19 protein-coding genes are annotated in these 24,349 nt (G+C 67.9%); 5 read left to right on the plus strand and 14 right to left on the minus strand.

The window, feature by feature from the left end; genetic code table 11:
- Positions 1–444 precede the first annotated feature (444 nt).
- The 3 genes from tyrS to U7114_RS12860 are packed head-to-tail and all read right to left on the minus strand — an operon-like array spanning position 445 to position 4,748.
- Positions 445–1,758, minus strand: coding sequence for a tyrosine--tRNA ligase (tyrS, locus tag U7114_RS12850; RefSeq protein ID WP_321215896.1), 1,314 nt, complete (start codon positions 1,756–1,758; stop codon positions 445–447).
- Positions 1,759–1,792: 34 nt separating this feature from the next.
- On the minus strand, positions 1,793–4,021 hold the full coding sequence (locus U7114_RS12855) for a HelD family protein (RefSeq protein ID WP_323057573.1): 2,229 nt from the start codon (positions 4,019–4,021) through the stop codon (positions 1,793–1,795).
- 52 nt (positions 4,022–4,073) lie between these two features.
- The gene (locus U7114_RS12860) at positions 4,074–4,748 is read right to left on the minus strand and encodes a DNA-3-methyladenine glycosylase (protein WP_323057574.1); all 675 of its coding nucleotides are present in this window, start codon (positions 4,746–4,748) and stop codon (positions 4,074–4,076) included.
- Between the two features lie 116 nt (positions 4,749–4,864).
- Here U7114_RS12860 and U7114_RS12865 point away from each other — a divergent pair, with 116 nt between their 5' ends.
- Together U7114_RS12865 and U7114_RS12870 are read left to right on the plus strand one after the other, a co-directional pair.
- The gene (locus U7114_RS12865; RefSeq protein WP_323057575.1) at positions 4,865–6,400 is read left to right on the plus strand and encodes a DNA-3-methyladenine glycosylase 2 family protein; all 1,536 of its coding nucleotides are present in this window, start codon (positions 4,865–4,867) and stop codon (positions 6,398–6,400) included.
- Complete coding sequence (locus U7114_RS12870; protein ID WP_157238552.1) at positions 6,397–6,891, plus strand: methylated-DNA--[protein]-cysteine S-methyltransferase; 495 nt, start codon at positions 6,397–6,399, stop codon at positions 6,889–6,891. The genes U7114_RS12865 and U7114_RS12870 overlap by 4 nt, the downstream gene beginning before the upstream one ends.
- Before the next feature lies 1 nt (position 6,892).
- Here the strand turns inward: U7114_RS12870 and U7114_RS12875 are convergent, their stop codons facing one another.
- From U7114_RS12875 to argC, 10 genes are all read right to left on the minus strand, one after another.
- The gene (locus U7114_RS12875) at positions 6,893–7,654 is read right to left on the minus strand and encodes a maleylpyruvate isomerase family mycothiol-dependent enzyme (protein WP_323057576.1); all 762 of its coding nucleotides are present in this window, start codon (positions 7,652–7,654) and stop codon (positions 6,893–6,895) included.
- Between the two features lie 10 nt (positions 7,655–7,664).
- Positions 7,665–8,213 (minus strand): pyridoxine/pyridoxamine 5'-phosphate oxidase, encoded by a 549-nt coding sequence (locus tag U7114_RS12880; protein ID WP_323057577.1) that lies wholly within the window; start codon positions 8,211–8,213, stop codon positions 7,665–7,667.
- A 141-nt stretch (positions 8,214–8,354) separates the two neighbouring features.
- Positions 8,355–9,770 (minus strand): argininosuccinate lyase, encoded by a 1,416-nt coding sequence (argH, locus tag U7114_RS12885; RefSeq protein WP_323057578.1) that lies wholly within the window; start codon positions 9,768–9,770, stop codon positions 8,355–8,357.
- The gene (locus tag U7114_RS12890) at positions 9,771–10,976 is read right to left on the minus strand and encodes an argininosuccinate synthase (protein WP_009359388.1); all 1,206 of its coding nucleotides are present in this window, start codon (positions 10,974–10,976) and stop codon (positions 9,771–9,773) included.
- Positions 10,977–11,022: 46 nt separating this feature from the next.
- A complete protein-coding gene (locus U7114_RS12895) occupies positions 11,023–11,553 on the minus strand; it encodes an arginine repressor (protein WP_323057579.1) in 531 nt (176 codons plus the stop codon).
- Entirely contained in the window at positions 11,553–12,563 is a 1,011-nt protein-coding gene (gene argF / locus U7114_RS12900) for an ornithine carbamoyltransferase (protein ID WP_323057580.1), read from the minus strand. Before argF ends, U7114_RS12895 begins: the two co-directional genes overlap by 1 nt.
- Positions 12,560–13,813: an acetylornithine transaminase gene (locus U7114_RS12905; protein WP_323057581.1), complete on the minus strand. Its 1,254-nt coding sequence runs from the start codon at positions 13,811–13,813 to the stop codon at positions 12,560–12,562. Before U7114_RS12905 ends, argF begins: the two co-directional genes overlap by 4 nt.
- Entirely contained in the window at positions 13,810–14,769 is a 960-nt protein-coding gene (argB, locus tag U7114_RS12910; RefSeq protein WP_104999686.1) for an acetylglutamate kinase, read from the minus strand. The genes U7114_RS12905 and argB overlap by 4 nt, the downstream gene beginning before the upstream one ends.
- A 39-nt stretch (positions 14,770–14,808) precedes the next feature.
- Positions 14,809–15,975: a bifunctional glutamate N-acetyltransferase/amino-acid acetyltransferase ArgJ gene (gene argJ / locus U7114_RS12915; RefSeq protein WP_157238558.1), complete on the minus strand. Its 1,167-nt coding sequence runs from the start codon at positions 15,973–15,975 to the stop codon at positions 14,809–14,811.
- Complete coding sequence (gene argC, locus U7114_RS12920) at positions 15,972–17,015, minus strand: N-acetyl-gamma-glutamyl-phosphate reductase (protein WP_157238559.1); 1,044 nt, start codon at positions 17,013–17,015, stop codon at positions 15,972–15,974. Before argC ends, argJ begins: the two co-directional genes overlap by 4 nt.
- Positions 17,016–17,165: 150 nt before the next feature.
- Between argC and U7114_RS12925 the strand changes: the two genes are divergently transcribed.
- From U7114_RS12925 to U7114_RS12935, 3 genes are all read left to right on the plus strand, one after another.
- Positions 17,166–18,131 carry a quinone oxidoreductase gene (locus U7114_RS12925; RefSeq protein ID WP_323057582.1) on the plus strand — a complete coding sequence of 322 codons (966 nt, stop codon included), beginning with the start codon at positions 17,166–17,168 and terminating at the stop codon, positions 18,129–18,131.
- A 196-nt stretch (positions 18,132–18,327) separates the two neighbouring features.
- Positions 18,328–22,248 (plus strand): Pls/PosA family non-ribosomal peptide synthetase, encoded by a 3,921-nt coding sequence (locus tag U7114_RS12930; RefSeq protein WP_323057662.1) that lies wholly within the window; start codon positions 18,328–18,330, stop codon positions 22,246–22,248.
- 34 nt (positions 22,249–22,282) lie between these two features.
- Positions 22,283–23,665: a M1 family metallopeptidase gene (locus U7114_RS12935; RefSeq protein ID WP_323057583.1), complete on the plus strand. Its 1,383-nt coding sequence runs from the start codon at positions 22,283–22,285 to the stop codon at positions 23,663–23,665.
- Here the strand turns inward: U7114_RS12935 and U7114_RS12940 are convergent.
- Positions 23,662–24,330: a 4'-phosphopantetheinyl transferase family protein gene (locus U7114_RS12940; RefSeq protein WP_323057584.1), complete on the minus strand. Its 669-nt coding sequence runs from the start codon at positions 24,328–24,330 to the stop codon at positions 23,662–23,664. The genes U7114_RS12935 and U7114_RS12940 overlap by 4 nt on opposite strands.
- Positions 24,331–24,349 lie beyond the last annotated feature (19 nt).

The raw sequence follows: 24,349 nt of genomic DNA on the forward strand, positions 1-24,349 counted from the left end.
AAAACCAGACCACCCACAGGGGCGGATGACCCGGTCAATTCAACCAATCACTAAAACAATTGGTATCAACAAACTTGGCACACTATTGAGTTCTCAAACAACAGACACATTCGAATATTCCCGAAAACAATTCAATTCAATGAATTTCTATTTCGTATTTCTTCGCTGCGATGTTTCAATCTTATTTCATTCATTTTCACTTTGCAAATCCGGTTGTTTTCCCGGAATTCACTCTGCGGAACGAATCCGCCCATCATAAACCGGAGCAATTTCTTCCGTCAGTGCTTCTGCACATCGTGAAGTTGCTTCACTTTTTGGTGGGGGTTGGTCGCTATTTTTCCGCTTCAGCGGCGGCGACTCAGAAAACATTACACGCTCCCCCGCGGCCGTGCAAATCGGCTGCGGAGGAGCGTGCAGGGGGTCTTCGCGGGGCGGGTGATAAGCCTAGGGAACCAGGACTTCCACGGTAGCGAGGTTCTTCTTTCCGCGGCGCAGGAGCAGGTATTGCCCATGCAGAAGTTCGGACTCCGAAATCACGGCTTCGGGGTCGGACACCTTCTCGTTGTTGACGTAGGCTCCGCCTTCACCAACCGTCCGCCTGGCGGCCGACTTGCTTTCGGAGAGGCCGGAGGCAACCAGCAGGTCCACGATTCCCATCGCATCCACCTGGACAGTTGCAGAGGGAAGCTCTGACGTTGCCGCCTGCAGCGTGGGCTTGTCCAAGGCTGTGAGGTCGCCGTTCCCGAAAAGCGCTGCGGAGGCCGCGATGACCTTCTCGGTGGCTTCCACTCCATGCACGAGGGACGTCACTTCATAGGCAAGCTTCCGCTGTCCCTCGCGGGCGAACGGGCGCTCAGCAACAGCCACGGCGATTTCTTCAATCTCGGCCCGGCTAAGGAAGGTAAAGACCTTCAGCCGGTTCACGACGTCGGCATCCGCAGTGTTGACCCAGAACTGGTAGAAGGCATAAGGGCTGCACATGCCGGCGTCCAGCCAGATGGCGTTGCCCTCGCTCTTGCCGAACTTGGTGCCGTCGGCGTTGGTGATCAACGGAGTTCCCAGGGCGTGGACGCTCTTGCCCTCCACCTTGCGGATCAGCTCGGTTCCGCTGGTGAGGTTGCCCCACTGGTCCGAGCCGCCGGTCTGCAGCACGCAGCCATAATCCCGGTACAGCTGGAGGTAGTCCATCCCCTGCAGGATCTGGTAGCTGAACTCCGTGTAGCTGATGCCCTCATCCGAGTGCAGCCGGGAGGCCACGGCGTCCTTGCGCAGCATGGTGCCCACGCGGAAGTGCTTTCCCACGTCACGCAGGAAGTCAATGGCGCTCAGCGGCGCGGTCCAGTCCAGGTTGTTGACCATCCGGGCTGCGTTGTCACCCTCGAAGCTGAGGAACCGGCGGACCTGCGCCTGGAGGTAGCCCACCCACTCGGCGACGGTGTCCTTGGTGTTCAGGGTGCGTTCGGCCGTGGGACGGGGATCGCCGATCATGCCGGTGGAACCGCCCACGAGCCCGAGGGGCTTGTGGCCGGCCAACTGCAGCCGGCGCATGAGCAGGAGCTGGACGAGGTTGCCCAGGTGCAGGCTCGGCGCGGTGGGATCGAAGCCGCAATAGTACGTCACCGGGGCGCCGGCGAGCAGTTTTTCGAGTTCTGCTTCGTCGGTGGAGACGTGGACCAGGCCACGCCATTTCAGCTCCTGCCAGACATTGGCAAAAGTGGCGTCGTTCTGCTGCGATTCGAGGCTGTTGAGTTCTGGCACGCCTTCTAAGTTAGCAGTATTGCGGCAGGCAGGATCAGCGCTTGATCCCGGCCGGCACAGGTTCCGAAGCAATAAGCCGCAGCCGCTGGGTGGCGCGGGTCATCGCGACGTACAGGTCCCCCACCTTGCCGTGCTCATGGTTCAGCATCATGGACGGCTCCAGCACCACGACGCCGTCGAACTCCAGCCCCTTGGCTTCCCGGGGGCTGATCACCACGATGTCCTGCTCATAGCTGCCTGCACCCGTGCCCACGCGGCGCCCGTAGGCGGCGCGCAGGGCCGCAGTGGCTTCCGGCAAAAAGGCGCCGTCCGCGATGACGGCGAGGAGTCCGCCGTCGAGCGCGTCCAGTTCCTCGGGCAGGACCTCAACCAGGCGGCTGACCACCTGGCCCGGATCCACCTCGTCGATGACGGGCGACCAGCGTCCTTCGCGGACAGCCTTGGGCGCCGAGACCACCAGTCCGGCTGCGTTGGCCATCCGGACCGCGGCTTCGGCGATCTGGGAGGGGGTCCGGTAGTTGACCGTCAGCTCCTCCAACTGCCAGCGCTCACCGAACATCGGAGCAAGCGCGCCCTGCCACGAATTCGCGCCGGCCACCGAACTCGTCTGCGCGATGTCCCCGACGATCGTGAAGGACTTCAGGGGGCACCGGCGGACCAGCAGGCGCCACTGCATGGGCGATAGCTCCTGCGCCTCGTCCACCACGATGTGGCCGAAGGCCCAGGTGCGGTCGCTGGTGGCGCGCTCGGCAGCGGTCTGCCTTGTTTCCTGCTCCTGGTTCTGCTCGGCCAGTTCCTCGGCCGACATCAGCGGGTCCACGCCCGCCGCCTCCATGTTGACCAGCGTCTGCTTCGCGTTCGCAAGGTCCCGGGCGCGGTCGTGTTCCTGCTGGGCAAGGCCACGCCCCGCCGCCGGATCAAGCTCGCCGAGCAGCTCGGCAGCCTCATCCAGGAGGGGTACGTCGGATTCCGTCCAGGGCGCGTCCGCGGGGCGCAGCAGCAGGGCGCGCTCCGCCGGTGCGAGCTTGGGCGTGCAGGCTTCCAGGATGGCAGGCTTACTGAAGAGCTCGGAGATCAGCTTTTCCGGCGTCATGGGCATCCAGCAAAGGTTGAGCGCGATCCGCACGTCTCGGGCGCTGCGCACATCCTCGGCAAGGTAGGAGCGGTCGGCGTTGTTGCCGATGTTTCCGGCTTCCACGAGCTCCGTCATCTGTTCGGTCAGTTCCCGGAGCAGGATCTTGACGAAAGTCACGCGTGCCTCGTTGTGGGGCTTGCCGGTGGAGCGTGCCCGTTCCCTTGCCCGGCGCACCTGGCGCTGGGTCAGCACGAGCTTCCGGCCGTCGACTTCAAGGATGCGGTCCTCGGCGGGCATCCGCTGCCGGTTGGCCACGGCATTGGCCACCACGCCGGCCATGTCCAGCCGGCCCTTGATGGCGGCAACCGCGGCGTCCGGCTCGGGGACAGCGTGGATTCCGGGCATGAGGCGGCCGACGCTGGCCATGACCACGCCGGTCTCACCGAGGGATGGCAGCACCCGTTCGATGTACTTCATGAACGACGACGACGGGCCCACCAGCAGGACGCCGGCGGTCTTGAGGCGGTCGCGGTGGGTGTAGAGCAGGTAGGCGGCGCGGTGCAGGGCAACAGCGGTCTTGCCGGTACCGGGACCGCCCTGGACCACGAGCGCGCCGGAAATCGACGAACGGATGATCCGGTCCTGCTCGGACTGGATGGTGCTGACGATGTCCGACATCCGGCCGGTCCGCTTGGAGTTCAGCGCGGCCAGCAGGGCGCCTTCGCCCTGCAGCGACTCGTTGTCCGCAAGCATGTCCGCGTCAAGGACGTCGTCCTCGATGGCCTTGACCTCACGGCCCTGCAGGATGAGGTGCCGGCGGCGGCGGACGCCCTGCCGGTCAAATGCAGTGGCCTGGTAGAAATGGCCGGCCTCGGGCGCGCGCCAGTCCACCATGAGCCGTTGCAGGTCCTCGGTGGTGAGGCCAATGCGGCCAATGTACTGCGCTTCGCCTGAGTCCAGGTCCAGGCGGCCGAAGACCAGGCGGTCGTCTACGGCATCCAGCTGCGCCAGGCGGTCCTCATACAGTGCAGCGAACGCGTCACGTTCCGAAACGTTCTGCATGGTGCCCACGGCCCCGGCCCGGCGGACCTGGGCCAGTTGGCGGCGCTTTTCCTCGCGCAGCTCTTCCAGCCGCGCATACAGGCCGGCAACATAGTCCCGTTCGTGGGCCAAATCGGCGTCGAGCATTTAACGTTCCCCTATCGCAAAAGACAGACCTACCATTCTACAACCATTTCCGTTAACGCCCGTGAAACCCGGCCGGATCCGGTTTTGCCCTCTTGGGCTTGGCGGCCTTGTACTGGGAGACGGTGGGGTCGCCGGTGATCCAGAAGCGCCAGGAGTACTGGTCCGTTCCGCCTGCACCGGACACTCCCACGCGAGGGCCTGAACTCACCGGCTGGCCGGGGCGGGGCGGAAGCACCAGCCCGAAAGGCGGCGCCAGTGCATCGCGGCCGCTGTCCGCCGTCGTCATGCCCATGGCTTTGGCCAGCCGCGCGGGACCCCTTGCCATGTCGGCGGGATCCTTGGACGTGGGGCGCCGGCGCCGGGCAAGGTCCACGCCGTCCACGATCTCCCCGGCCCGCAGCAGGAGGGCAGAAGCCGTTCCTTCCGGTCCGCACACCAGGTTGGTGCAGTGATGCATCCCGTAGGTGAAGTAGACATACAGGTGCCCCGCCGGGCCAAACATGGGTGCGTTGCGGGGCGTGGGGCCCCGGTAGGTGTGTGAGCCGGGGTCCGGGTGGAGCGAATCCTCGGGCCCGAGGTAGGCCTCCACTTCGGTGAGCCGGACGGACACCACGCCTTCCCGGGACTCGTGCGTCAGCACCGCCCCCAGCAGCAGGGGCGCCAACTGGCGGGCATCTCCGGAAAGGAATTCCCGCAGCGATGTGCCGGCCAGCGGATTTCTGCTCATGGCCAGACTCTATCCAAAGCCGGCGGCCAATACCGGGAAATTTTGGTCTCGACAGGGGAAACGGCCCTGTCCGATTTCCGCTAGCCCGTACCCAGTGCGGCTGGCAGGATGGAGGAATGGACTTCTGGCAGCGCTACCGGGCAATCGATGCCAGGGACACCCGGTTCGACGGACAGTTCTACACTGCCGTCCGGACCACGGGCATTTACTGCCGCCCGTCATGCCCGGCCCGGACACCGAAGCCGGCCAACGTTACGTTCTACGAGACCTCCGCAGCCGCCCACGACGCCGGCTACCGGGCCTGCAAGCGCTGCCTTCCGGAGGCTGTTCCGGGGACACCGGCCTGGAACGTTCGCCAGGATGTTGCCGGGCGCGCCATGCGGCTCATCAACGACGGCGTGATCAACAGGGACGGCGTGGAGGGCCTGGCAGCCCGCCTGGGCTATTCGTCCCGCCAGCTCAACCGCATCCTCAGCCAGGAACTGGGGGCGGGGCCGCTGTCGCTGGCCCGGGCCGGGCGGGCGCAAACCGCCCGCACCCTGCTGGTGTCCACTTCCATGAAGCTTGCGGACATCGCCTTCGCGGCCGGCTTCAGCAGCGTCCGCCAGTTCAACGACACCATGCTGGAGGTCTTCGACATGACCCCCACTGCCCTGCGCGCGGCGCGGCATCCAAAGGCCCCCGCCGGCTCCACCGCCATCACCCTCCGCCTCCCCTACCGGGAACCCTTCGACGCCGGGATTTTTACGTTCCTTGCCGTTCGCGCCCTCCCCGGAATCGAAACCGGCACCGCGGCGTCCTACGCCCGCACGCTGCGGCTTCCGCACGGGGACGCGAGGTTCCGGGTGGATTACGACGACGGCGCTCCCGGGCGGCCGCTGACCCTCACCATCGGCGCGGTGGACCTCCGCGACCTGCCGGCCCTGCTGAGCCGCGTCCGGAGGCTGTTCGACCTGGACGCGGATCCGGTTGCCATCGACAGCGCGCTGGCCGGGGACGGCCGGCTGGCGGCCGCGGTGGCAGGCGCCCCGGGGATCAGGATGCCCGGAGCGATGGATCCCGCGGAAATGCTGGTCCGCGCGATGATCGGGCAGCAGGTCACCGTGGCTGCGGCGCGGACCGCACTCACTCAGCTGGCCGCCGTCGGACGCCCCAGCCAAAGCCCTGGCGACGGGCTTGACCGCATGTTCCCCACCGCAGCGGAGATCGCCGCGGACGGCCACGCCCTCCTGCGCGGGCCCCGGAAGCGAACCGAGTCACTCCGGGCAGCTGCCTCCGCGTTGGCGGAAGGTAGGCTCGATTTCGGCTACGGCGACGACCTGGCCAGCCTAGGCGCGAAGCTGCTGCCGCTGGCGGGGGTTGGACCATGGACGGTGGGCTACCTCGCCATGCGGGTGCTCGGCGCCCCGGACGTATTCCTTGCCAACGACGCGGCGGTACGGAACGGGATCAAGGCCCTGAGCGGTGTGGCCTGCGGCGCGGCGGATGCGGAACCCGGTTTCCAGGGTGCTGCGGTCCCAAGCCCGGACTTCCGTGAGGTCAGCCCGTGGCGCTCCTATGCCACCATGCACCTGTGGCGGGCGGCGGCGCGCCCTGCCGCGGCAGTCAACAGCACAACAGGCACCAGCACAACAGAGAAGGCGAACCGATGAAGGCCCAGTTGCTCCAGATGTCCACCCCGGACGGACCGTTCACCATCCTTGCCCGGGACGGCGTGGTCCTTTCCAGCGGCTGGACCGGCAATCCCGGCGACCTGACCGGCCAGGTCCACCCTTCCCTGCGGCCGGCCTCGATTGAGCTGGTCACCAGCCTGGGGGAAATCTCGGCTGCCGTGGAGGCGTTTTATGCGGGCGATCCGGCGCCGGCCATGCGGGTGCCCGTGCGGCAGAAGTCCGGGCCGTTCCGTGCCCACGCGTGGGATGTGCTCCGGCTGGTGCAGCCTGGTTCCCCGGTAACGTACACCGAGTACGCCGGGCTGGCCGGCAATCCCAAAGCGGTCCGGGCGGCCGCCAGCGCCTGTGCCTTCAATGCGGCAGCCCTGTTTGTGCCCTGCCACCGCGTGATCCGCACGGACGGTTCACTGGGCGGCTTCCGGTGGGGACTGCCCATCAAGCAGAGCCTGCTGGCACGCGAAGCCGCCTGAATCACTTGGGCGCGGGCGTTCCCGCCGGCCATGGCAGCAGCGCCGGCAGGTCCACGCCGTCGGCCGCTGCAGAAGCGCGCAGGCTCCCCAACGTGGGTTCGCGGCCGGCCAGCCACGCGGCGATATCAGTGACCATGCCGCTGACCACGGTGGACCGGTTGCCGCTGCCGACAGTCACGGGCGGCAGGCCAAGCGGCTGCAGCACCAGTTTCTCCCCTGGCGGGACGCGGGCTGCGAGGAAATCGAACAGGTGCTCGCAAAACGGCCGGCTCCAGGTTTCCGGTCCCCTGCCGGTCAGGAGGTCGGAGTCATGGATGACGAGCTCGCGCCACAGGGCCAGGCCTCCGTCCAGGACCACTCCACCCCGATAGGAGATGGGCGCCCACCAGCCGGTGCGGTTGGCCGACGAGTCCTTGATGCCCGGCAGCGCATCGAACGCGCGCAGGACCCGCTCCAGGGCCTCGGCCAGGTCCGCCCTGTGGGTGGCGGCGTCGTGGCCGGCCGCCATGCCGATCGCCCTGTTCCGGCCGTCCATGCCGCCGTCGTAGAGCTCGATGGTTTCCCCCCGGGCGGCGTACTCGAGCTGCCGGGCCATGGCGTTGGAGATCCCCGTGAGATGCGCAAGGACGTGTCCCCGCGTCCAGCCGGGCAGGGCGGAGGGAGCCTTCACGTCGTCGTCGGTGAGCTTGGCGGCGTCGGAGGTGACGTCGTCGGCAGCTGCGTGAAGCCCGGTGAGCAGGAGGTCGGGTTCGGGAGCGGTCATGCCGCCCAGCCTAGTCCAGCCGTGCGCCGTCCGCGCCCAGGCGGTGGCGGATATGGGAGCCGTCGTGGCTGGCCTGCCAGAACTCGATCTCCTCCGGGCGGATGGCGTAGAGCTGCCAGTCAGGGTTTTCGCTGCCGTCAGCACGCGGCCGTTCAGCCCAATCCCTGGACGAAGCTTCCGCGGATAATTCCGTCACGGGACCCAGCACACGGACCTGCCGGCCCAGCGACGGCCAGTAGAAGTTCAGGGCGGCGTAGGGGTTGGCGCCCAGTTCCCTGCCCTTGCGCGAGGTGCGGGACGTGGCGAAGTGCCAGCCGTCGTCGTCGATGTTCTTCAGGATCAGCATCCTGGACGACGGTTGCTGCCCACCGCCGGAACCGCGGCCAACGGTCGCCAGGCTGCAGGCATGGGGCTGGGGTTCCCCTGCCGCCAGGGCCTCGTCCAGCCACTGCTTAAAGAGCAGGACCGGGTCCTGCGGCGACTTGTCAGGATCGAAGCCGGGCAAGTCGGATGGAAAGTCGGGCAGGGTGCGAAGGAACTTCCGGAAGGTTTCGCTCATTGCGCCATGGTAGCGGTGAGTCCTCCGCGTGAACCCCCGACGCTCTCTCACTTGATGCTTGAAAATCGCCAAGGCTCTCTCACTTTCTTAGGGAAAGTGAGAGAGCCTTGGCAGAAACGGCGCGTTAAGTGAGAGAGCGTTCTAGCCGGCGTACTCCCGGACGCCGGCAAGTTCGGCTTCCAGCGCAGCGAGCTGGCGTTCGACGGCGGCCGGCGCCGTTCCGCCCTGCGAGTTGCGGCTGTTCAGGGAACCTTCCGTGGACAGGACCGTGCGGACCTCCGGCGTCAGGTGCACCGAGATGGCCGCGTACTCTTCGTCCGTCAGGTCCCACAGCTCCACGCCGCGGGATTCCGCCTGCTTGACGGCCGCGCCCGAGAGTTCATGCGCCTCGCGGAACGGCACGCCCTGGCGGACCAGCCATTCGGCGATGTCCGTGGCCAGCGCGAAGCCCTGGGGAGCCAGCGACTCCATCCGTTCGGTGTTGAACTTCAGCGTCGCGATCATGCCGGAGACGGCCGGGAGCAGCAGTTCCAGGGTGTCGGCGGCGTCGAACACCGGTTCCTTGTCCTCCTGCAGGTCGCGGTTGTACGCCAGCGGCAGGCCCTTGAGGGTGGCCAGCAGCCCGGTGAGGTTGCCGATCAGCCGGCCGGCCTTGCCGCGGGCCAGCTCCGCCACATCCGGGTTCTTCTTCTGGGGCATGATCGAGGAACCGGTGGAGTAGGAATCGTGCAGGGTCACAAAGGAGAACTCCTTCGTGGCCCAGAAGATGACCTCCTCCGAAATCCTGGACAGGTCCACGCCGATCATCGAGCACACCCAGGCAAACTCGGCGAAGACGTCGCGGGACGCGGTGCCGTCGATCGAGTTGTGCGTGGCGGAGAAGAAGCCCAGGTCCGCCGCCACGGCCTCCGGGTCCAGGCCCAGCGAGGAACCCGCCAGGGCACCCGACCCGTAGGGCGAAACGCCGGCGCGCTTGTCCCAGTCCTGGAGCCGCTGCACATCGCGCAGCAGCGCCCAGGCATGGGCCAGCAGGTGGTGGCTGAGCAGCACCGGCTGGGCGTGCTGCAGGTGGGTGCGGCCCGGCATGGCCACACCATGGTGGGCCTTGGCCTGTTCCACCAGCGCGTCCACTGTGGCCAGCACGCCCCGTGCGATGATCCTGGCGTGGTCACGCAGGAACATGCGGCCCAGCGTGGCCACCTGGTCATTGCGCGAGCGGCCGGCGCGGAGCTTGCCGCCCAGCTGGGTCCCGGCACGCTCAATGAGTCCGCGCTCCAGCGAGCCGTGCACGTCCTCGTCGGACTCCGCGGGCACGTAGGCGCCGGACGCAACGTCCTCATCCAGCTGCGACAGGGCAGCCAGCATGCCGTCCAGTTCGGCGTCATCCAGCAGCCCGGCCTTGTGCAGGACGCGGGCGTGCGCCTTGGACCCGGCGATGTCGTAGCGGGCCAGCCGCCAGTCGAAATGCGTGGACTTGCTCAGTGCTGCCAGGGCGTCCGCGGGGCCGCCGGCGAACCGGCCGCCCCACAGAGCGCCTTCATTTGTTGCCGAGACCATTTACTTTCCCGCGACCCGGATGTCGCGGCCGGAGGCAACCTTGGCGGACATGCCCCACAGCTCGATGAAGCCGCGTGCCATGGACTGGTCGAAGGTGTCGCCGGTGTCGTAGGTGGCGAGGTTGAAGTCGTAAAGCGAGGTGTCGGAGCGGCGGCCGTTGACGATGGCCTGGCCGCCGTGCAGGGTCATCCGGATGTCGCCGGAGACGTACTTCTGGGTGTCCTCGATGAAGGCGTCCAGGGAGCGCTTCAGCGGGGAGAACCACTGGCCGTCGTAGACAAGTTCGGCCCAGCGCTGGCCAACGGTGGCCTTGAAGCGGGCCTGCTCGCGCTCGATGGTGATGTCCTCGAGGTGCTTGTGCGCGGTGATCAGCGCCATGGCGCCCGGGGCCTCGTAGATTTCACGGGACTTGATGCCCACCAGGCGGTCCTCGACGACGTCGATCCGGCCCACGCCCTGGGCGCCGGCGCGGCGGTTGAGTTCCTTGATGGCCTGCAGCGGGGTGACCTTGACGCCGTCAATCGCCACCGGCACGCCGGCTTCGAAGGAGATGGTGACTTCATCCGGTGCCGGCGGGAATTCCGGGGTGGCGGTGTAGTCGTAGATGTCCTTGGTGGGGGCGTTCCAGATGTCCTCGAGGTAGCCGGTTTCCACGGCGCGGCCCCAGACGTTCTGGTCGATCGAGTACGGGTTCTTCTTGGTGGTCTCGATGGGCAGGCCCTTTTCCTCGGCGAAGGCGATGGCCTTGTCGCGGGTGAGGGCGAGGTCGCGGACCGGGGCGATGCACTTCAGGTCCGGGCCGAGGGTCTGGATGCCCACTTCGAAGCGGACCTGGTCGTTGCCCTTGCCGGTGCAGCCGTGGGCAACGGTGGTGGCGCCGAATTCACGGGCCGCCTTGACCAGGTGCTTGACGATCACCGGGCGGGAGATGGCGGAAACCAGGGGGTAGTGGCCCTGGTAGAGGGCGTTGGCCTTCAGCGTGGGGACGCAGTACTCGTTGGCGAACTCGTCGGAGGCGTCGGCCACGTAGGCTTCGACGGCGCCGCAGCCGAGGGCACGCTGGCGGATGGTCTCCAGGGACTCGCCGCCCTGTCCGACGTCGACCGCCACGGCGATGACCTCGGCGCCGGTGGCTTCGCCGATCCAGCCGATGGCTACTGAGGTGTCCAGGCCGCCTGAGTAGGCCAGCACGATGCGTTCAGTCACTTGGATGCTCCTTGGGATTGGGGGGTTGTAGATGTTGTCTTCAAGCTTATTGCCCGGCTTCTTCAGCCAGTTGCAGGAACCTGGCGGCGAGGTCCTGGCCGCCCTGCGGATCCCGGGAAACCAGCAGCACGGTGTCATCCCCGGCGATGGTCCCCAGGATGGACGGCATCACCGAGTGGTCGATGGCCAGGGCCAGGAAGTTGGCGGCGCCCGGCGGAGTACGGAGCACGGCGATGTTGGCTGAGGCCTCCGCGGTGACCAGCAGTTCGCTGCACAGCCGGGCCAGCCGGGCGTCGAGGATCTCCTGGCTCACCCCGCTCCGGGCGGCCCGCTCGCCGCCCTCGCCGGGGACCGCGTACACCAGCACGCCCTCCTTGCCGCGCACCCGGACCGCGCCGAGTTCCACCAGGTCCCGCGACAGCGTCGCCTGGGTGACCTGCACGCCGTCGTCCGCCAGCAGGGCTGCCAGCTCCGCCTGGGAGCGCACCGATTCACCCGTCAGGATGGCCGCGATCCGGGCCTGGCGGGCCGTCTTAGTGGCCGGGCTGGAGCCCGGCGACGCCGGTTGGGCAGACACTAGAACGTGCTCTCCCCGGTGCCTTCAACCGGAGCGAGGCCGTCCACGAACGCCAGGCCGGAGCGGTGCATCAGCCACGCCATCAGGGCCTTCTGGGCGTGCAGCCGGTTTTCGGCCTCGTCCCAGACGATGGACTGCGGCCCGTCGATGACGCCGGCAGAGATTTCGTACCCGCGGTACGCGGGGAGGCAGTGAAGCACGACGGCGTCTTCCGCAGCATGTGCCATGGCCGCCTCATCGACGGAGTACTCCCGGAACAGCTGGAGCCGGGCTTCCTTTTCGGCTTCCTGGCCCATGGACACCCACGTGTCCGTTGCCACGACGTCGGCCCCTTTCAAGGCCTCCGCCGCGTCAGTCGTGACCAGCACCGAACCGCCGGTCTCCGCGGCGCGTTCCTCCGCGGCTGCCACGATGTCCGCCGCGGGGAGGTAGCCCTCGGGCCCGGCAATCCGGACATGCATCCCGGCCGTCACCCCGGCCAGCAGGTAGGAGTTCGCCATGTTGTTGGCGGCATCCCCGAGGTAGCTCATGGTGAGCCCCTTGAGTTCGCCCTTGTGCTCCTTCACGGCCAGCAGGTCCGCGAGCAGCTGGCACGGGTGGTAGTCATCGCACAGGGCGTTGATGACCGGCACCCTGGAGTTTTCGGCCATGGCCACCAGGCCGGCGTGGGCGCCGGTCCGCCACACAATGGTGGACACCATGCGTTCCAGGACCTTGGCGGTGTCCTCCACCGATTCCTTGTGGCCGATCTGCGCCTCGCCCGGGTTGATGATCAGCGCGTTGCCGCCCATGTCCGCGATGCCGGTGGCGAACGACACCCGGGTCCGGGTGGAGGTTTTGTCGAAGATCACGGCGACGGTCTTGCGGCCGCTGCCCTCGGCAGCGAACGGCTGGACGCTGTACGGGGCGGCCTTCATGCGCATGGCGAGGTCCAGGACCTCTGCCTGCTCGGCAGGGCTGAGGTCCGTGTCCTTGAGGAAGTGCCGGGTGGTGCCGGTGGCTGTTGTCACTGGGCGTCCTTAGCTGCTTGGAGGATGGCCGGGAAGGCGGCCAGGAAAGTGTCTGCCTGCTCTGCAGTGAGGACCAGCGGCGGCGCAAGGCGGATGGTCCGCGGACCCGGGCTGTTGACGATGAAGCCGGCGTCCAGGCCGGCCTGCACCACAGCCGGGGCCACGTCCTCGTCGAGGTCGAAGCCGATCAGCAGGCCTTCGCCCCGGACTTCGGTGACGCCCGGGATGGCCGCCAGCCCCGAACGCAGGTGCTCCCCTACCGAAGCCACGTTCGCCAGAATATCCTGGCTTTCGATCGCGTGGAGCGTGGCGAGGGCAGCTGCCGTGGCCACCGGGTTGCCGCCGAACGTGGTGCCGTGCTGGCCGGCGGACAGCAACGACGACGTATGGCTGCCGAAGGTGACCAGCGCACCGATCGGGAAGCCCCCGCCCAGCCCCTTGGCCAGGGTGACGGCGTCGGGCATGATGCCGGCGTCCTCGCTGGCAAGCCACTTGCCGGTGCGGCCAATGCCGGTCTGCACCTCGTCCAGGATCAGCAGCGTCCCTACCCTGGCTGTCAGCTCCCGCGCGGCCCGAAGGTACCCGGGCGGCAGGGGCCGGACGCCCGCCTCGCCCTGGATGGGCTCCAGGAAAACGGCGGCCACCGTTTCATCAACGGCAGCCTTGAGCGCCTCGGCGTTCCCGAACGGGATGTGCACCACGCCGCCGGGCAGCGGCTCGAACGGCTCGCGGTAGGCCTCCTTGGCGGTCAGGGCAAGCGCGCCCATGGTCCGGCCGTGGAAGGCGCCTTCGAGGGCGATGATCTTGGTCCGTTTGGCGCCGCTGCCACCCGTATTGCGGCGCGCCAGCTTGAAGGCCGCCTCGTTCGCCTCCGTGCCGGAGTTGGTGAAGAACACCTTGGAGCCGGCCGGCGCCTGGGTGAGGGCCAGGAGTTTTTCGGCCAGGGCGATCTGCGTGGGGCTGGTGAAGAAGTTGGAGACATGCCCGAGCGTGGCCAGCTGGCTGGAGATCACGGACGTGACGAACGGGTTCGCGTGGCCCAGGGCGTTGACCGCAATCCCGCCAAGGAGGTCGAGGTATTCCTTGCCGTCGGCATCCCAGACCAGGCAGCCGGCGCCGCGCACCAGCACACGCTGCGGGGTGCCGAACACGCCCATCAGGGAGGTGGAGTAGCGTTCCAGCCACTCGGCTCCGGCGTGGCCCGTGGTCTCCACGAGTTCTGTCACGGATGGCTTTTCCACCGAGTTCATGCGTTGATCTCCTCGTCCGGGACTACCTGGGTGCCAATGCCCGCCGTCGTGAATGTTTCAAGAAGCATGGAATGGGGCAGGCGCCCGTCCACGATGTGCGCGCGTTCCACACCCTCGTCAATGGCCTTCAGGCATGCAGCCATCTTCGGGATCATGCCTGATTCGAGCCGCGGAAGCATGTCCCGCAGCTCCGAGGCCGTGAGGGAGGAAATGAGGGAGGACTTGTCCGGCCAGTTGGCGTACAGCCCTTCGACGTCGGTCAGGATCACCAGCTTGGAGGCGCCCAGCGCCGAGGCGACGGCCGCCGCGGCGGTGTCCGCGTTGACGTTGAGGACCTGGCCGGTGGGCTGGAAGCGGGCGGTGCCGGCCACGCCTTCTCCGCCGTCCACGATCTCCGGGGCAACTGTGGAGATCACCGGAATGCGGCCGGCGCCGAGGATGTCCTCGATGCCTGCGGGGTCGACGCCGACCACCTCGCCTACCAGCCCGAGGTCCACTTCTTCGCCGTCCACCACAGTGCCCGTCCGGACGGCGCGGAGCAGCCCGCCGTCTTCTCCGGACATGCCCACCGCGTAGGGGCCGTGCGAGTTGATCAGTCCCACCAGCTCACGCCCCACCTGGCCGGTGAGGACCATGCGGACAACGTCCATGGCCTCGGGCGTCGTGACCCGGAGGCCGCCCTTGAACTCAGACTCGATGCCGAGCCTGCCCAGCATCGAGTTGATCTGCGGACCGCCGCCGTGGACCACCACGGGGTGGATGCCCACGTGGTGGAGAAAGACGATGTCCTCGGCGAAGGCGCGGCGGAGATCATCGTTGACCATGGCGTTGCCGCCGTACTTGATCACCATGGTGGTGCCGGCGAAGCGCTGGATCCAGGGCAGGGCCTCGATCAGGGTTGCTGCCTTGTCCTGGGCGTCGGACATGCTGGTGGTTTCACGCGTCTGGGTGTTCATGCTGTCACTTTCCGCAACGGTTTCTGCCGGGGACAGGCCCTAGCTGGAGTAGGCGCTGTTCTCGTGCACGTAGTCGTGGGTGAGGTCGTTGGTCCAGATGGTGGCCTCGGCGTCGCCGGCCTGCAGGTCAATGTCCACCCGCACTTCGCGTGGTTCCAGGTTCACGAGGCTCCGGTCGTCACCGATGCTGCCGTTCCGGCAGATCTGGACGCCATTCATGGCCACGTTGAGCTGGTCAGGCTCGAATGCGGCGTCCGTGGTGCCGACCGCAGAGAGTACCCGGCCCCAGTTGGGGTCCTTGCCGAAGATGGCGGCCTTGAAGAGGTTGGAGCGGGCCACGGACCGGCTCACGGTTACGGCGTCGGCCTCGCTGGCGGCGTTGAAGGTCCGGATGGCGATGTCGTGGCTGGCGCCTTCGGCGTCCGCGATGAGCTTCCGGGCCAGTTCGGCGCAGACCTTGATCAGTCCTTCGCTGAACGCTTCGGCGGAAGGGACAGCACCGGAGGCGCCGGAGGCCAGCAGGACCACGGTGTCGTTGGTGGACATGCAGCCGTCCGAGTCTGCCCGGTCGAAGGTGACGCGTGTGGCATCGCGAAGGACGACGTCGAGCATGTCCGCATCCACCGCCGCGTCCGTGGTGAGCACCACCAGCATGGTGGCCAGGCCGGGAGCGAGCATGCCGGCGCCCTTGGCAATACCGCCAATGCTGAATTCCTGGCCGTCGGCGTCGCTTCCGATGAACAGTGCAGATTTCGGCACCGAGTCGGTGGTCATGATGGCCACGCCCGCCTCGGGCCCGCCATCGTCGTTCAAGGCCGCAGCTGCTGCCTCCACGCCGGGAAGGATCTTGTCCATGGGCAGCTGCTCGCCGATCAGGCCGGTGGAGCATACAAACACATCCGTGGCCGAGATACCCAGCACCTCAGCCACCTTTTCGGCTGTGCTGTGGGTGTTCTGGAAGCCGGTGGGCCCGGTGCAGGCGTTGGCGCCGCCGGAGTTGAGGATGACTGCGTCCACCCGGCCGTCGGAAACCACCTGGCGGGACCAGTGGACCGGGGCCGCAGCCACCCGGTTGCTGGTGAAGACCGCGGCGGCGGCCTTGGCGGGGCCGTCGTTCACCACAAGGGCAAGGTCCGGCTTGCCGGAAGCCTTAAGTCCTGCGGTGATGCCGGCAGCCCGGAATCCGGAAGGTGCGGTAATGGTCATGGAGCTACTCCCTGCAGGTCGAGGCCGGCGGTTTCCGGCAGGCCAAGCGCGATGTTCATGGACTGGACGGCGCCGCCGGCCGTTCCTTTGGTGAGGTTGTCGATAACGCAGGTAACGATCACCCGCCCGGTGCGGGCGTCGAAAGCCAGCTGCATGGCCGCGTGGTTGGACCCCTGCACTGACTTGGTGCCGGGCCACTGGCCCTCCGGCAGGACGTGCACAAAGGGTTCGTCGTCGTACGCGTCGGTCCAGGCCTGGCGCAACTGTTCCGGCGTGGTACTGCTTAGTGCCTGCGGCTTTACCCTCGCCGTCGCCGTGGTGAGGATCCCGCGGCTCATCGGAGCCAGGGTGGGCGTGAAGGAGACGGTGACCTGCTCCCCCGCCGCATTGGACAGGCCCTGTTCAATTTCGGGGGTGTGCCGGTGGCCGCCGCCCACGCCGTAGGGACTCATGGAGCCCATCACTTCGGCACCGATCAGGTTCACTTTCGCTGCCTTCCCCGCACCGGAGGTACCGGACGCGGAAACGATCACGACGTCGTCGGGCTCCAGGAGATGCGCGGCGAACCCTGGCGTCAAGGCCAGCAGGGCCGACGTCGGGTAGCAGCCGGGCACGGCGATGCGGGTTGCGCCCTTCAGGGCCTCGCGCTGGCCGGGAAGTTCCGGCAGGCCGTACGGCCAGGTGCCCGCGTGGGCAGAGCCATAAAACTTCTCCCAGGCCGCGGGGTCCTCGAGGCGGTGGTCCGCCCCGGCGTCGATGACGATTGTCCCTTCCGGGAGCTGCGCCGCGATCTCCGCGGAGGCACCGTGCGGCAGGGCGAGGAATACGACGTCATGGCCGGCGAGGTTCTCCACCGTGGTGTCCTCGAGGATTCGGCTGGCCAGTCCGTGCAGGTGGGGCTGCAGCTCGCCGAGCCGGGAGCCGGCATTGCTGTGGGCCGTGATGGCCCCAATGGTGACATCCGGGTGTCCGGCGAGGAGGCGCAGGACTTCTCCACCGGCATAACCGCTGGCGCCTGACACTGCAACAGAAATAGTCATGGACTCCACCTTACAGCAAGAATATGCACTGGTCCCGATATTTATGCATCAGACCCTGGATGTGTGCCTCGGCACCGGGTTTCCCTTCGGTTTCCCTAGGATGGATCGTGCAGCCGGGGCTGGAAAGGCCAGGCCCGGGGAAGGAGAGCCATGACGCATGCAATCGTCGCACGGCAGGCAGGCGGCCCGGAAGTCCTCGAATACGCGGAGGTGGACCGGCCGGTCCCCGGCCCTGGCCAGTTGCTGCTCAAAGTGGGTGCGGTGGGAGTGAATTTCATCGACACCTACAAGCGCAGCGGCGCGTACAAGGTCCCGTACCCCTTCACGCCGGGTTCCGAAGCAGCGGGCACGGTTGCCGGACTGGGCGAAGGAGTGACGGGATTCGCCGAAGGAGACCGCGTGGCCACCGCCGAGGGCACCAGCTGCTACGCCGGCTACGCCGTGGTGGATGCAGACAAGGCCCTGCCAGTGCCCGAGGGACTCGACGACCTCACCGCCGCCGCCCTCCCGCTGCAGGGAATGACCGCCCACTTCCTGATCAACTCAACCTTCAAGGTGGAGCCGGGGCACACTGTACTGCTCCACGCTGGCGCGGGCGGTGTTGGCCTGCTGATGATCCAGCTGCTCAAAGCCAAGGGCGCTACCGTGGTCACCACGGTGTCTACGGATGAAAAGGAGCGGCTCGCCCTCGACGCCGGCGCGGACCATGTGCTGCGCTACAGCGGATTTACCGACGCCGTCAGGGACCTCACCGGCGGCAGGGGCGCCGACGTCGTGTACGACGGCGTAGGAAAGGACACCTTCGACGGCTCGCTGGCCGCCCTGCGCATCAGGGGGACACTGGTGCTTTTCGGCGCCGCCTCGGGTCCCGTTGCCCCGGTGGATCCGCAACGGCTCAACGCCGGCGGCTCGCTCTTCCTGACCCGGCCCACGATCGCGCACCACCTCCTGGACGCGGCGGAACGGCGCTGGCGCTCGGACGAAATCTTCGCCGCCGCCGCCGACGGCAGCCTGAAAGTGAGGGTGGGCGGAACCTATCCCCTGGCCGAGGCCGCCCAGGCGCACCGCGACCTTGAAGGGCGCCGCACCACCGGCAAGGTGGTCCTGGTTCCGTAGGTCGTCACTTGTCGGGGGGCGCACATTAAGGAAGCACCATGAACACATGTCGAACACCGGGTGGACGGCAGGCAGACCAGGACACTTCCCGTTCATCTTGCCCCGGCACACTGCACAGGTGACCGAGCAACAGAGCGGCAGCCGGGCAGCCGACGGCTATGCCGCGGACCCAGCCCCGGAACGGGCCCCTGACAAGATCCGGGAGCAGGCCCGCCACCAGCCGCAGCTGGCCGGCGCCGCTGCCGCTCCCCCGGCACGGACGCTGGTGGACATCCTGCTGGAGACCGCGGAACGGTTTCCCGATGCCTCAGCCCTCGACGACGGCCGCAGGTCCCTGAGCTACGCCCAGCTGCTGGCGGAAGTACGCTCCGCCGGGCGGGCGATGCACCACGCCGGACTGGGCGCAGGCGACAGGATCGGCGTGCGGATCCCCTCCGGCACCAACAGGCTGTACGTTTCCATCCTTGCCATCCTGCTCATCGGCGCCGCCTACGTCCCCGTCGACGCGGACGATCCCGAAGAGCGCGCCAGGCTCGTCTTCGCTGAAGCCGGGGTAGCCGCCGTCGTCACGGAAAAGGGCCTCACCCTCAACGGCAGCAGGCCCACGCCCCACCCCGCGGCCCGGACCGCGGATGTGGACGACGACGCGTGGGTGATCTTCACGTCCGGCTCAACCGGAACGCCGAAGGGCGTTGCCGTACGGCACCGTGCTGCTGCCGCCTTCGTTGACGCCGAAGCCCGGCTCTTCCTCACGGCGGAGCCGATCGGAACGGCAGACCGGGTGCTGGCGGGGCTGTCGGTGGCGTTCGACGCGTCCTGCGAGGAAATGTGGCTTGCCTGGCGGCACGGCGCCTGCCTGGTCCCCGCCCCCCGCGCCCTGGTGCGAACAGGGATGGACCTGGGCCCCTGGCTCATCAGCCACGGGATCACCGTTGTGTCCACGGTCCCCACCCTGGCAGCCCTCTGGCCCGCCGAAGCGCTCGAGAACGTCCGGTTGCTGATCTTCGGCGGGGAGGCATGCCCGCCGGAACTGGCGGAGCGGCTGGCCGTTGACGGCAGGGAAGTGTGGAACACGTATGGCCCCACCGAGGCCACCGTGGTGGCCTGCGCTGCACCGCTGGGCGGGCCGGGTCCGGTGCGGATCGGCCGTCCGCTGGATGGCTGGGACCTGGCTGTGGTGGACGAGGGCGGGATTCCCGTCCCCGAGGGAGGCGTTGGCGAACTCATCATCGGCGGCGTAGGGCTTGCCCGCTACCTTGACGCGGCCAAGGATGCCGACAAGTACGCGTCGTTTCCCACGCTCGGCTGGGACCGCGCCTACCGCTCGGGGGACCTCGTCCGCTACGAAGCCGAGGGCCTCATCTTCATGGGCCGTGCCGATGAACAGGTCAAGCTGGGTGGCCGCAGGATCGAACTCGGCGAAGTCGACGCAGCCCTGCAGGCCCTGCCGGGCATCGCGGGCGCTGCTGCCGCCGTCCGGACGACGGCGGTGGGGAACCAGATCCTGGTGGGGTACCTTGCGCCGGCGGAACCTCCTGGGCCCGACCTGGCCGCCGCCCGCAAGCTCCTCGCTGACAGCCTTCCGGCTGCGCTGATTCCGCTGCTGGCCGTCGTCGACTCCCTGCCCACCAAGACCAGCGGCAAGGTGGACCGCCATGCCCTGCCCTGGCCCCTCACCGGCAGCGGCGCCGACGAAGCAGGCCAGGCCCCGCTGAACCTTCCCGATGACGCCCAGTGGATCGTTGAGCAGTGGGGCGCGGTCCTTGGCAGTAACGCAACCAGCCTCGACGCGGATTTCTTTGCGGCCGGGGGCGGGTCCCTTGCCGCCGCGCAGCTCGTCTCTGCGCTGCGGGTCCGCTACCCCACCATCACAGTGGCAGACATCTACGCGACGCCGCGCGTCGGGGCCCTGATCGATGTGGCCCGGCAGTCACTGCCGGACGGCACTCCCGCCGGCCCTGCCGAGGTCCGAACTGTCCGGCCCACGGCCCGGAAGTCGCAGGTTTTCCAGACGTTGATGGGCGTCCCGCTGCACATCCTCGTGGGTATGCGGTGGCTGACCTACCTGATGGCGGCCAATAACCTGCTGGCAGGACTGGCCGGCTTCACCGCCGCAGCCACGGTGTCCTGGTGGTGGGTGGGTGCGTCCTGGCTGGTGTTCGTCAGCCCTGCCGGTCGCATGCTCCTCTCCGTCGCAGCAGCCCGGATCCTGCTCCGGAACGTCAAGCCGGGCACCTATCCCAGATCGGGGAAAGTCCATCTCCGGCTCTGGCTGGCTGAGCAGATCCAGGACCTTGCGGGAGCGGTCAGCCTGGCGAGCGCACCCTGGGTGCCGTACTACGCCCGCGCCCTCGGCGCGAAGATCGGCAGCAACGTTAACCTGCACTCGCTGCCGCCGGTGACCGGGCTCCTGTCGCTGGGCACCGGAGCCAACGTGGAGCCCGAAGTCGACCTTTCGGGATGGTGGATCGACGGTGACAGCGTGCACATCGGAGCCATCCGGATCGGCGCAGGCGCCACCGTGGGGGCCCGGAGCACCCTGATGCCCGGCGCCAGCATCGGCGCCGGCGGTCAGGTGGAGCCCGGTTCGGCGGTCCTGGGCAAGGTCAAGGCGGGCCAGGTTGTGGCCGGCTCGCCGGCAGAACGCCGGGGCAAGGCGAAACAGAACTGGCCGGCCCAGCCGGCCACCGGCGCCGTGCTTGCCCGGCTCTGGTTTACCGCCTTCGCGGCCGCCAGCGCACTGCTGGCCATGATCCCCTACCTTTCCGCAGGCGCTGCCTGCCTGGTGGCCTTCCTGTTCATCAGGGGCCACAGCTCCCTGTCCGAGGCCTGGCTTCCCCTGCTGGCCTCCCTGCCCCTTGCCGCCCTGGCCTGGTTCACCGCCAACCTGCTGCTGGTCCTGGGAACCACCCGACTGCTCGGGCTGGGCCTGCGTGAAGGCTACTACCGCGTGCGGAGCCGGATCGGCTGGCAGATCTGGGCTACCGAGCGTGTGCTGGACCTGGCCCGGGACCTCCTGTTTCCCGTCTACGCCAGCCTCTTCACGCCCGTCTGGCTTCGCCTGCTGGGAGCAAAAGTCGGCAAGAACGTCGAGGCCTCCACCGTGCTGCTGGTTCCCAAGATGACCACCGTGGGAGAGGGCGCGTTCCTGGCGGATGACACGATGGTGGCCTCCTACGAGCTTGGTGGCGGCTGGTTGCGGATCGCCCCGGCCAAGATCGGCAAGCGCTCCTTCCTGGGCAACTCGGGCATGACGGGAGCCGGCCGTAATGTTCCCAAGAACTCGCTGGTGGCCGTGCTGTCCGCGACGCCGTCCAAGGCCAAGTCCGGAACCTCCTGGCTGGGCAGCCCTCCTGTCCGGCTGCGGCGCACGGCTATCGCCTCGGACAGTTCGCTCACCTACCGGCCGCCTCCCAGGCTGAAGCTGGCACGTGCGTTGTGGGAGGCCTGCCGGTTCGTTCCCGTGGCGCTCACTGTGGGCCTTGCCGCGGGCGTGCTGCTGGCCTTGGACTGGCTCGCCGCATCCTTCAACTACGCGGCGGCGGCCCTGCTGGGAGGCATAGTGATGCTGCTGGCCGGTGCCGTGGCCGCGGCCAGTGCCGTGGTTGCCAAATGGCTGCTCATCGGCCGTATCAGGGCCGGGGAACACCCGCTGTGGAGCTCGTTCATCTGGCGGAACGAAGTGGTGGATACGTTCATAGAAATGGTCAGCGCGCCGTGGTTCGCCCGGGCCGCCACCGGCACGCCGGCCCTTGTGTGGTGGTTGCGGGGACTGGGCGCCAGGATCGGCCCCGGAACATGGTGCGAGAGCTACTGGCTGCCGGAAGCCGACCTTGTCACCCTGGGAGCGAACTCCACGGTCAACCGCGGCTGCGTGGTGCAAACGCACCTGTTCCACGACCGCATCATGAGCATCGGCCCTGTTACGCTCGAAGACGGCGCAACGATGGGACCGCACGGTGTCATCCTCCCGCAGGCGCGCATCGGCCACGGCGGAACGGTGGGACCGGCTTCCCTGGTCATGCGCGGGGAAACGGTTCCGGCCGGAACCTACTGGATGGGCAACCCTGTCAGTCCATGGGCCGGCCCCGGCGTTCCTGCACCCCGCCCGAAGTAAGTACCCGCCACGTTTGTGATTGAGGCCCGCGTCCATGAGTCTTCCTGAACCAGCAACCTCCGGACCTGCCGCCGGGACAGCCATCCCGGGAGTGCTGTCCGATCCCTACATGCCGGGCCACGGTAGCGACTCGTACCGCGTGTCCCGCTACGAAGTGGACCTCGACTACCGGATGGCCGCCAACCGGCTCAGCGGCCGTGCCGTCATTCACGCCACGGCGGCCCGGCAGGCGTCCGCCGTCGTCCTGGACCTGGCAGGTCTTCGCGCCGTTAAGGTGCAGCTGAACGGGCGGCGCGTGCGGAGGTTCTCGCAGCGCGCTGAACAACTGGTGGTCCAGCTGGACGCCGGCCTCGCCGTCGGCGAAACGTTCACCCTAGACGTCCGTTATGAGGGCAATCCTGCGCCGCGCCGCGGGCTGTGGGGCGAGGTGGGCTGGGAGGAACTGACCGACGGCGTGCTGGTGGCTGGCCAGCCCAACGGCGCACCGTCCTGGTTTCCGTGCAACGACCATCCGCGGAGCAAGGCAAGCTACCGGATCACGGTAACTACCGACGCCAATTACCGTGCCGTCTGCAACGGCCGGCTGGTAGGGCACAGCACCAGGGCCAGCCGGGAGACCTGGACCTACGAGCAGGAGGAGCCCATGGCCACCTACCTGGCCACGGTCCAGATCGGGCGGTATGAATCCCTGGTCCTTGACCCGGGTGACGCTCCGGGAGGCGTGCTCCAGACCGCGGCCGTCCCGCCCGCACTGGCAGGGGCTGCCCGCCAGGGGCTGCGCCTCCAGCCCGACATGATGCGCACCTTCGTCAGGTGCTTTGGGCCTTACCCATTTTCCGAGTACACGGTTGTAGTGGCCGACGATGTCCTGGAAATTCCGCTGGAAGCGCAGACCATGGCCATTCTGGGCCGCAACCACCTCAGCCTGGACTGGGATGCCCAGCGCCTGATCGCCCATGAACTCTCGCACCAGTGGTTCGGAAACTCCCTGACAGTCCGCGGGTGGCACGACATTTGGCTGCACGAGGGGTTTGCCTGCTACGCCGAATGGATCTGGTCCGAGGCGGCCGGAGTGATGACCGCCCAGGACAGGGCGGCCGCGGCCTGGCGCAGGCTTTCCGCCGCCGGGCAGGACCTGCTCATCGGCGACCCCGGACCGGCCCTGATGTTTGACGACCGTGTCTATAAGCGCGGGGCCTTGGCGCTGCATGCACTGCGCATGCATTGCGGGGACCTTGCGTTCTTCACCCTGTTGCAGGAATGGACCAGGACCCACCGCCACGGCTCAGTCTCAACGGCCGACTTCATCCTGATGGCGAACGGCGTAGCGGGCATCGACGCCGAAGCAGTGCTCCACCCCTGGCTCTTCGAGCTGGCGCTTCCGCCATTGCCTGCCGCGCGAAGCCGGCGGGGTTAGCCCAAGGCGACGGCGGCGACCAGCGACGCCGGCAGCCCCGTAGCAGCGGACGGCAGGTCCTGTACTCCAGGTTCCTCCAGCGCGGCTACCGTGCGGGGATCCACCCGAAGCCCCTCGCCGGTCATCTTGAGCCAGGCCTCCTTCCGGCTCCAGAGCCGGGCACGTTCGCGCAGGAGCGCCTTTCCTTCCAGCCCCGAGATGGTAAGCTCCTCCGAGCGGGACAACGCCACGGCGTCGAACCCCTCGAAGCCGAGCCGTTCAGGATTTTCGGCGTCCACACCCAGCCGTTCTCCCCTGCCCGGCGACGTAACCGCCGCGAGCAGCACCCAGTTGCCGGTCCTGGCCATGCTCAGCAACAGGGGCAAGCGCCGGCCCCGATGCGTGAAGCCCGGCCGGCCGTGGGAGAGTCCGGGTCCGGAGCCGCATTGGGGACAGGAGTAGGAGGACCGCAGCTGCGATGCCGGCAGATCGAGCACGTCGCCCGCAAAACGGCGCAGTGCTGCCCTGCCGGCCAGGAAACGCTGCGCAGCAGCCGGCTCCAGGGCCGCGGCCCGCAGTTCCTCTGCACGTTCAGGGACGAACCCTTCCGGGCCGTCCTGATGCGCCTGCGGGCAGCGGACATCAGTTGTGATATCCACTGCCCGCAGGGCCAGCCTGGCGTCCATGGGACCTGGGTACAGCCCG

Source organism: Pseudarthrobacter sp. C1, from assembly GCF_034720455.1.
GTDB lineage: Bacteria > Actinomycetota > Actinomycetes > Actinomycetales > Micrococcaceae > Arthrobacter.

Bases quoted from the DNA above. Each gene is read 5' to 3' on its own strand.
- U7114_RS12855 (WP_323057573.1), bottom strand. From the start codon at position 4,021: ATGCTCGACGCCGATTTGGCCCACGAACGGGACTATGTTGCCGGCCTG.
- U7114_RS12860 (WP_323057574.1), bottom strand. From the start codon at position 4,748: ATGAGCAGAAATCCGCTGGCCGGCACATCGCTGCGGGAATTCCTTTCC.
- U7114_RS12865 (WP_323057575.1), top strand. From the start codon at position 4,865: ATGGACTTCTGGCAGCGCTACCGGGCAATCGATGCCAGGGACACCCGG.
- U7114_RS12870 (WP_157238552.1), top strand. From the start codon at position 6,397: ATGAAGGCCCAGTTGCTCCAGATGTCCACCCCGGACGGACCGTTCACC.
- U7114_RS12875 (WP_323057576.1), bottom strand. From the start codon at position 7,654: ATGACCGCTCCCGAACCCGACCTCCTGCTCACCGGGCTTCACGCAGCT.
- U7114_RS12880 (WP_323057577.1), bottom strand. From the start codon at position 8,213: ATGAGCGAAACCTTCCGGAAGTTCCTTCGCACCCTGCCCGACTTTCCA.
- argH (WP_323057578.1), bottom strand. From the start codon at position 9,770: ATGGTCTCGGCAACAAATGAAGGCGCTCTGTGGGGCGGCCGGTTCGCC.
- U7114_RS12905 (WP_323057581.1), bottom strand. From the start codon at position 13,813: ATGAACTCGGTGGAAAAGCCATCCGTGACAGAACTCGTGGAGACCACG.
- argB (WP_104999686.1), bottom strand. From the start codon at position 14,769: ATGAACACCCAGACGCGTGAAACCACCAGCATGTCCGACGCCCAGGAC.
- argJ (WP_157238558.1), bottom strand. From the start codon at position 15,975: ATGACCATTACCGCACCTTCCGGATTCCGGGCTGCCGGCATCACCGCA.
- argC (WP_157238559.1), bottom strand. From the start codon at position 17,015: ATGACTATTTCTGTTGCAGTGTCAGGCGCCAGCGGTTATGCCGGTGGA.
- U7114_RS12925 (WP_323057582.1), top strand. From the start codon at position 17,166: ATGACGCATGCAATCGTCGCACGGCAGGCAGGCGGCCCGGAAGTCCTC.
- U7114_RS12935 (WP_323057583.1), top strand. From the start codon at position 22,283: ATGAGTCTTCCTGAACCAGCAACCTCCGGACCTGCCGCCGGGACAGCC.
- U7114_RS12940 (WP_323057584.1), bottom strand. From the start codon at position 24,330: ATGGACGCCAGGCTGGCCCTGCGGGCAGTGGATATCACAACTGATGTC.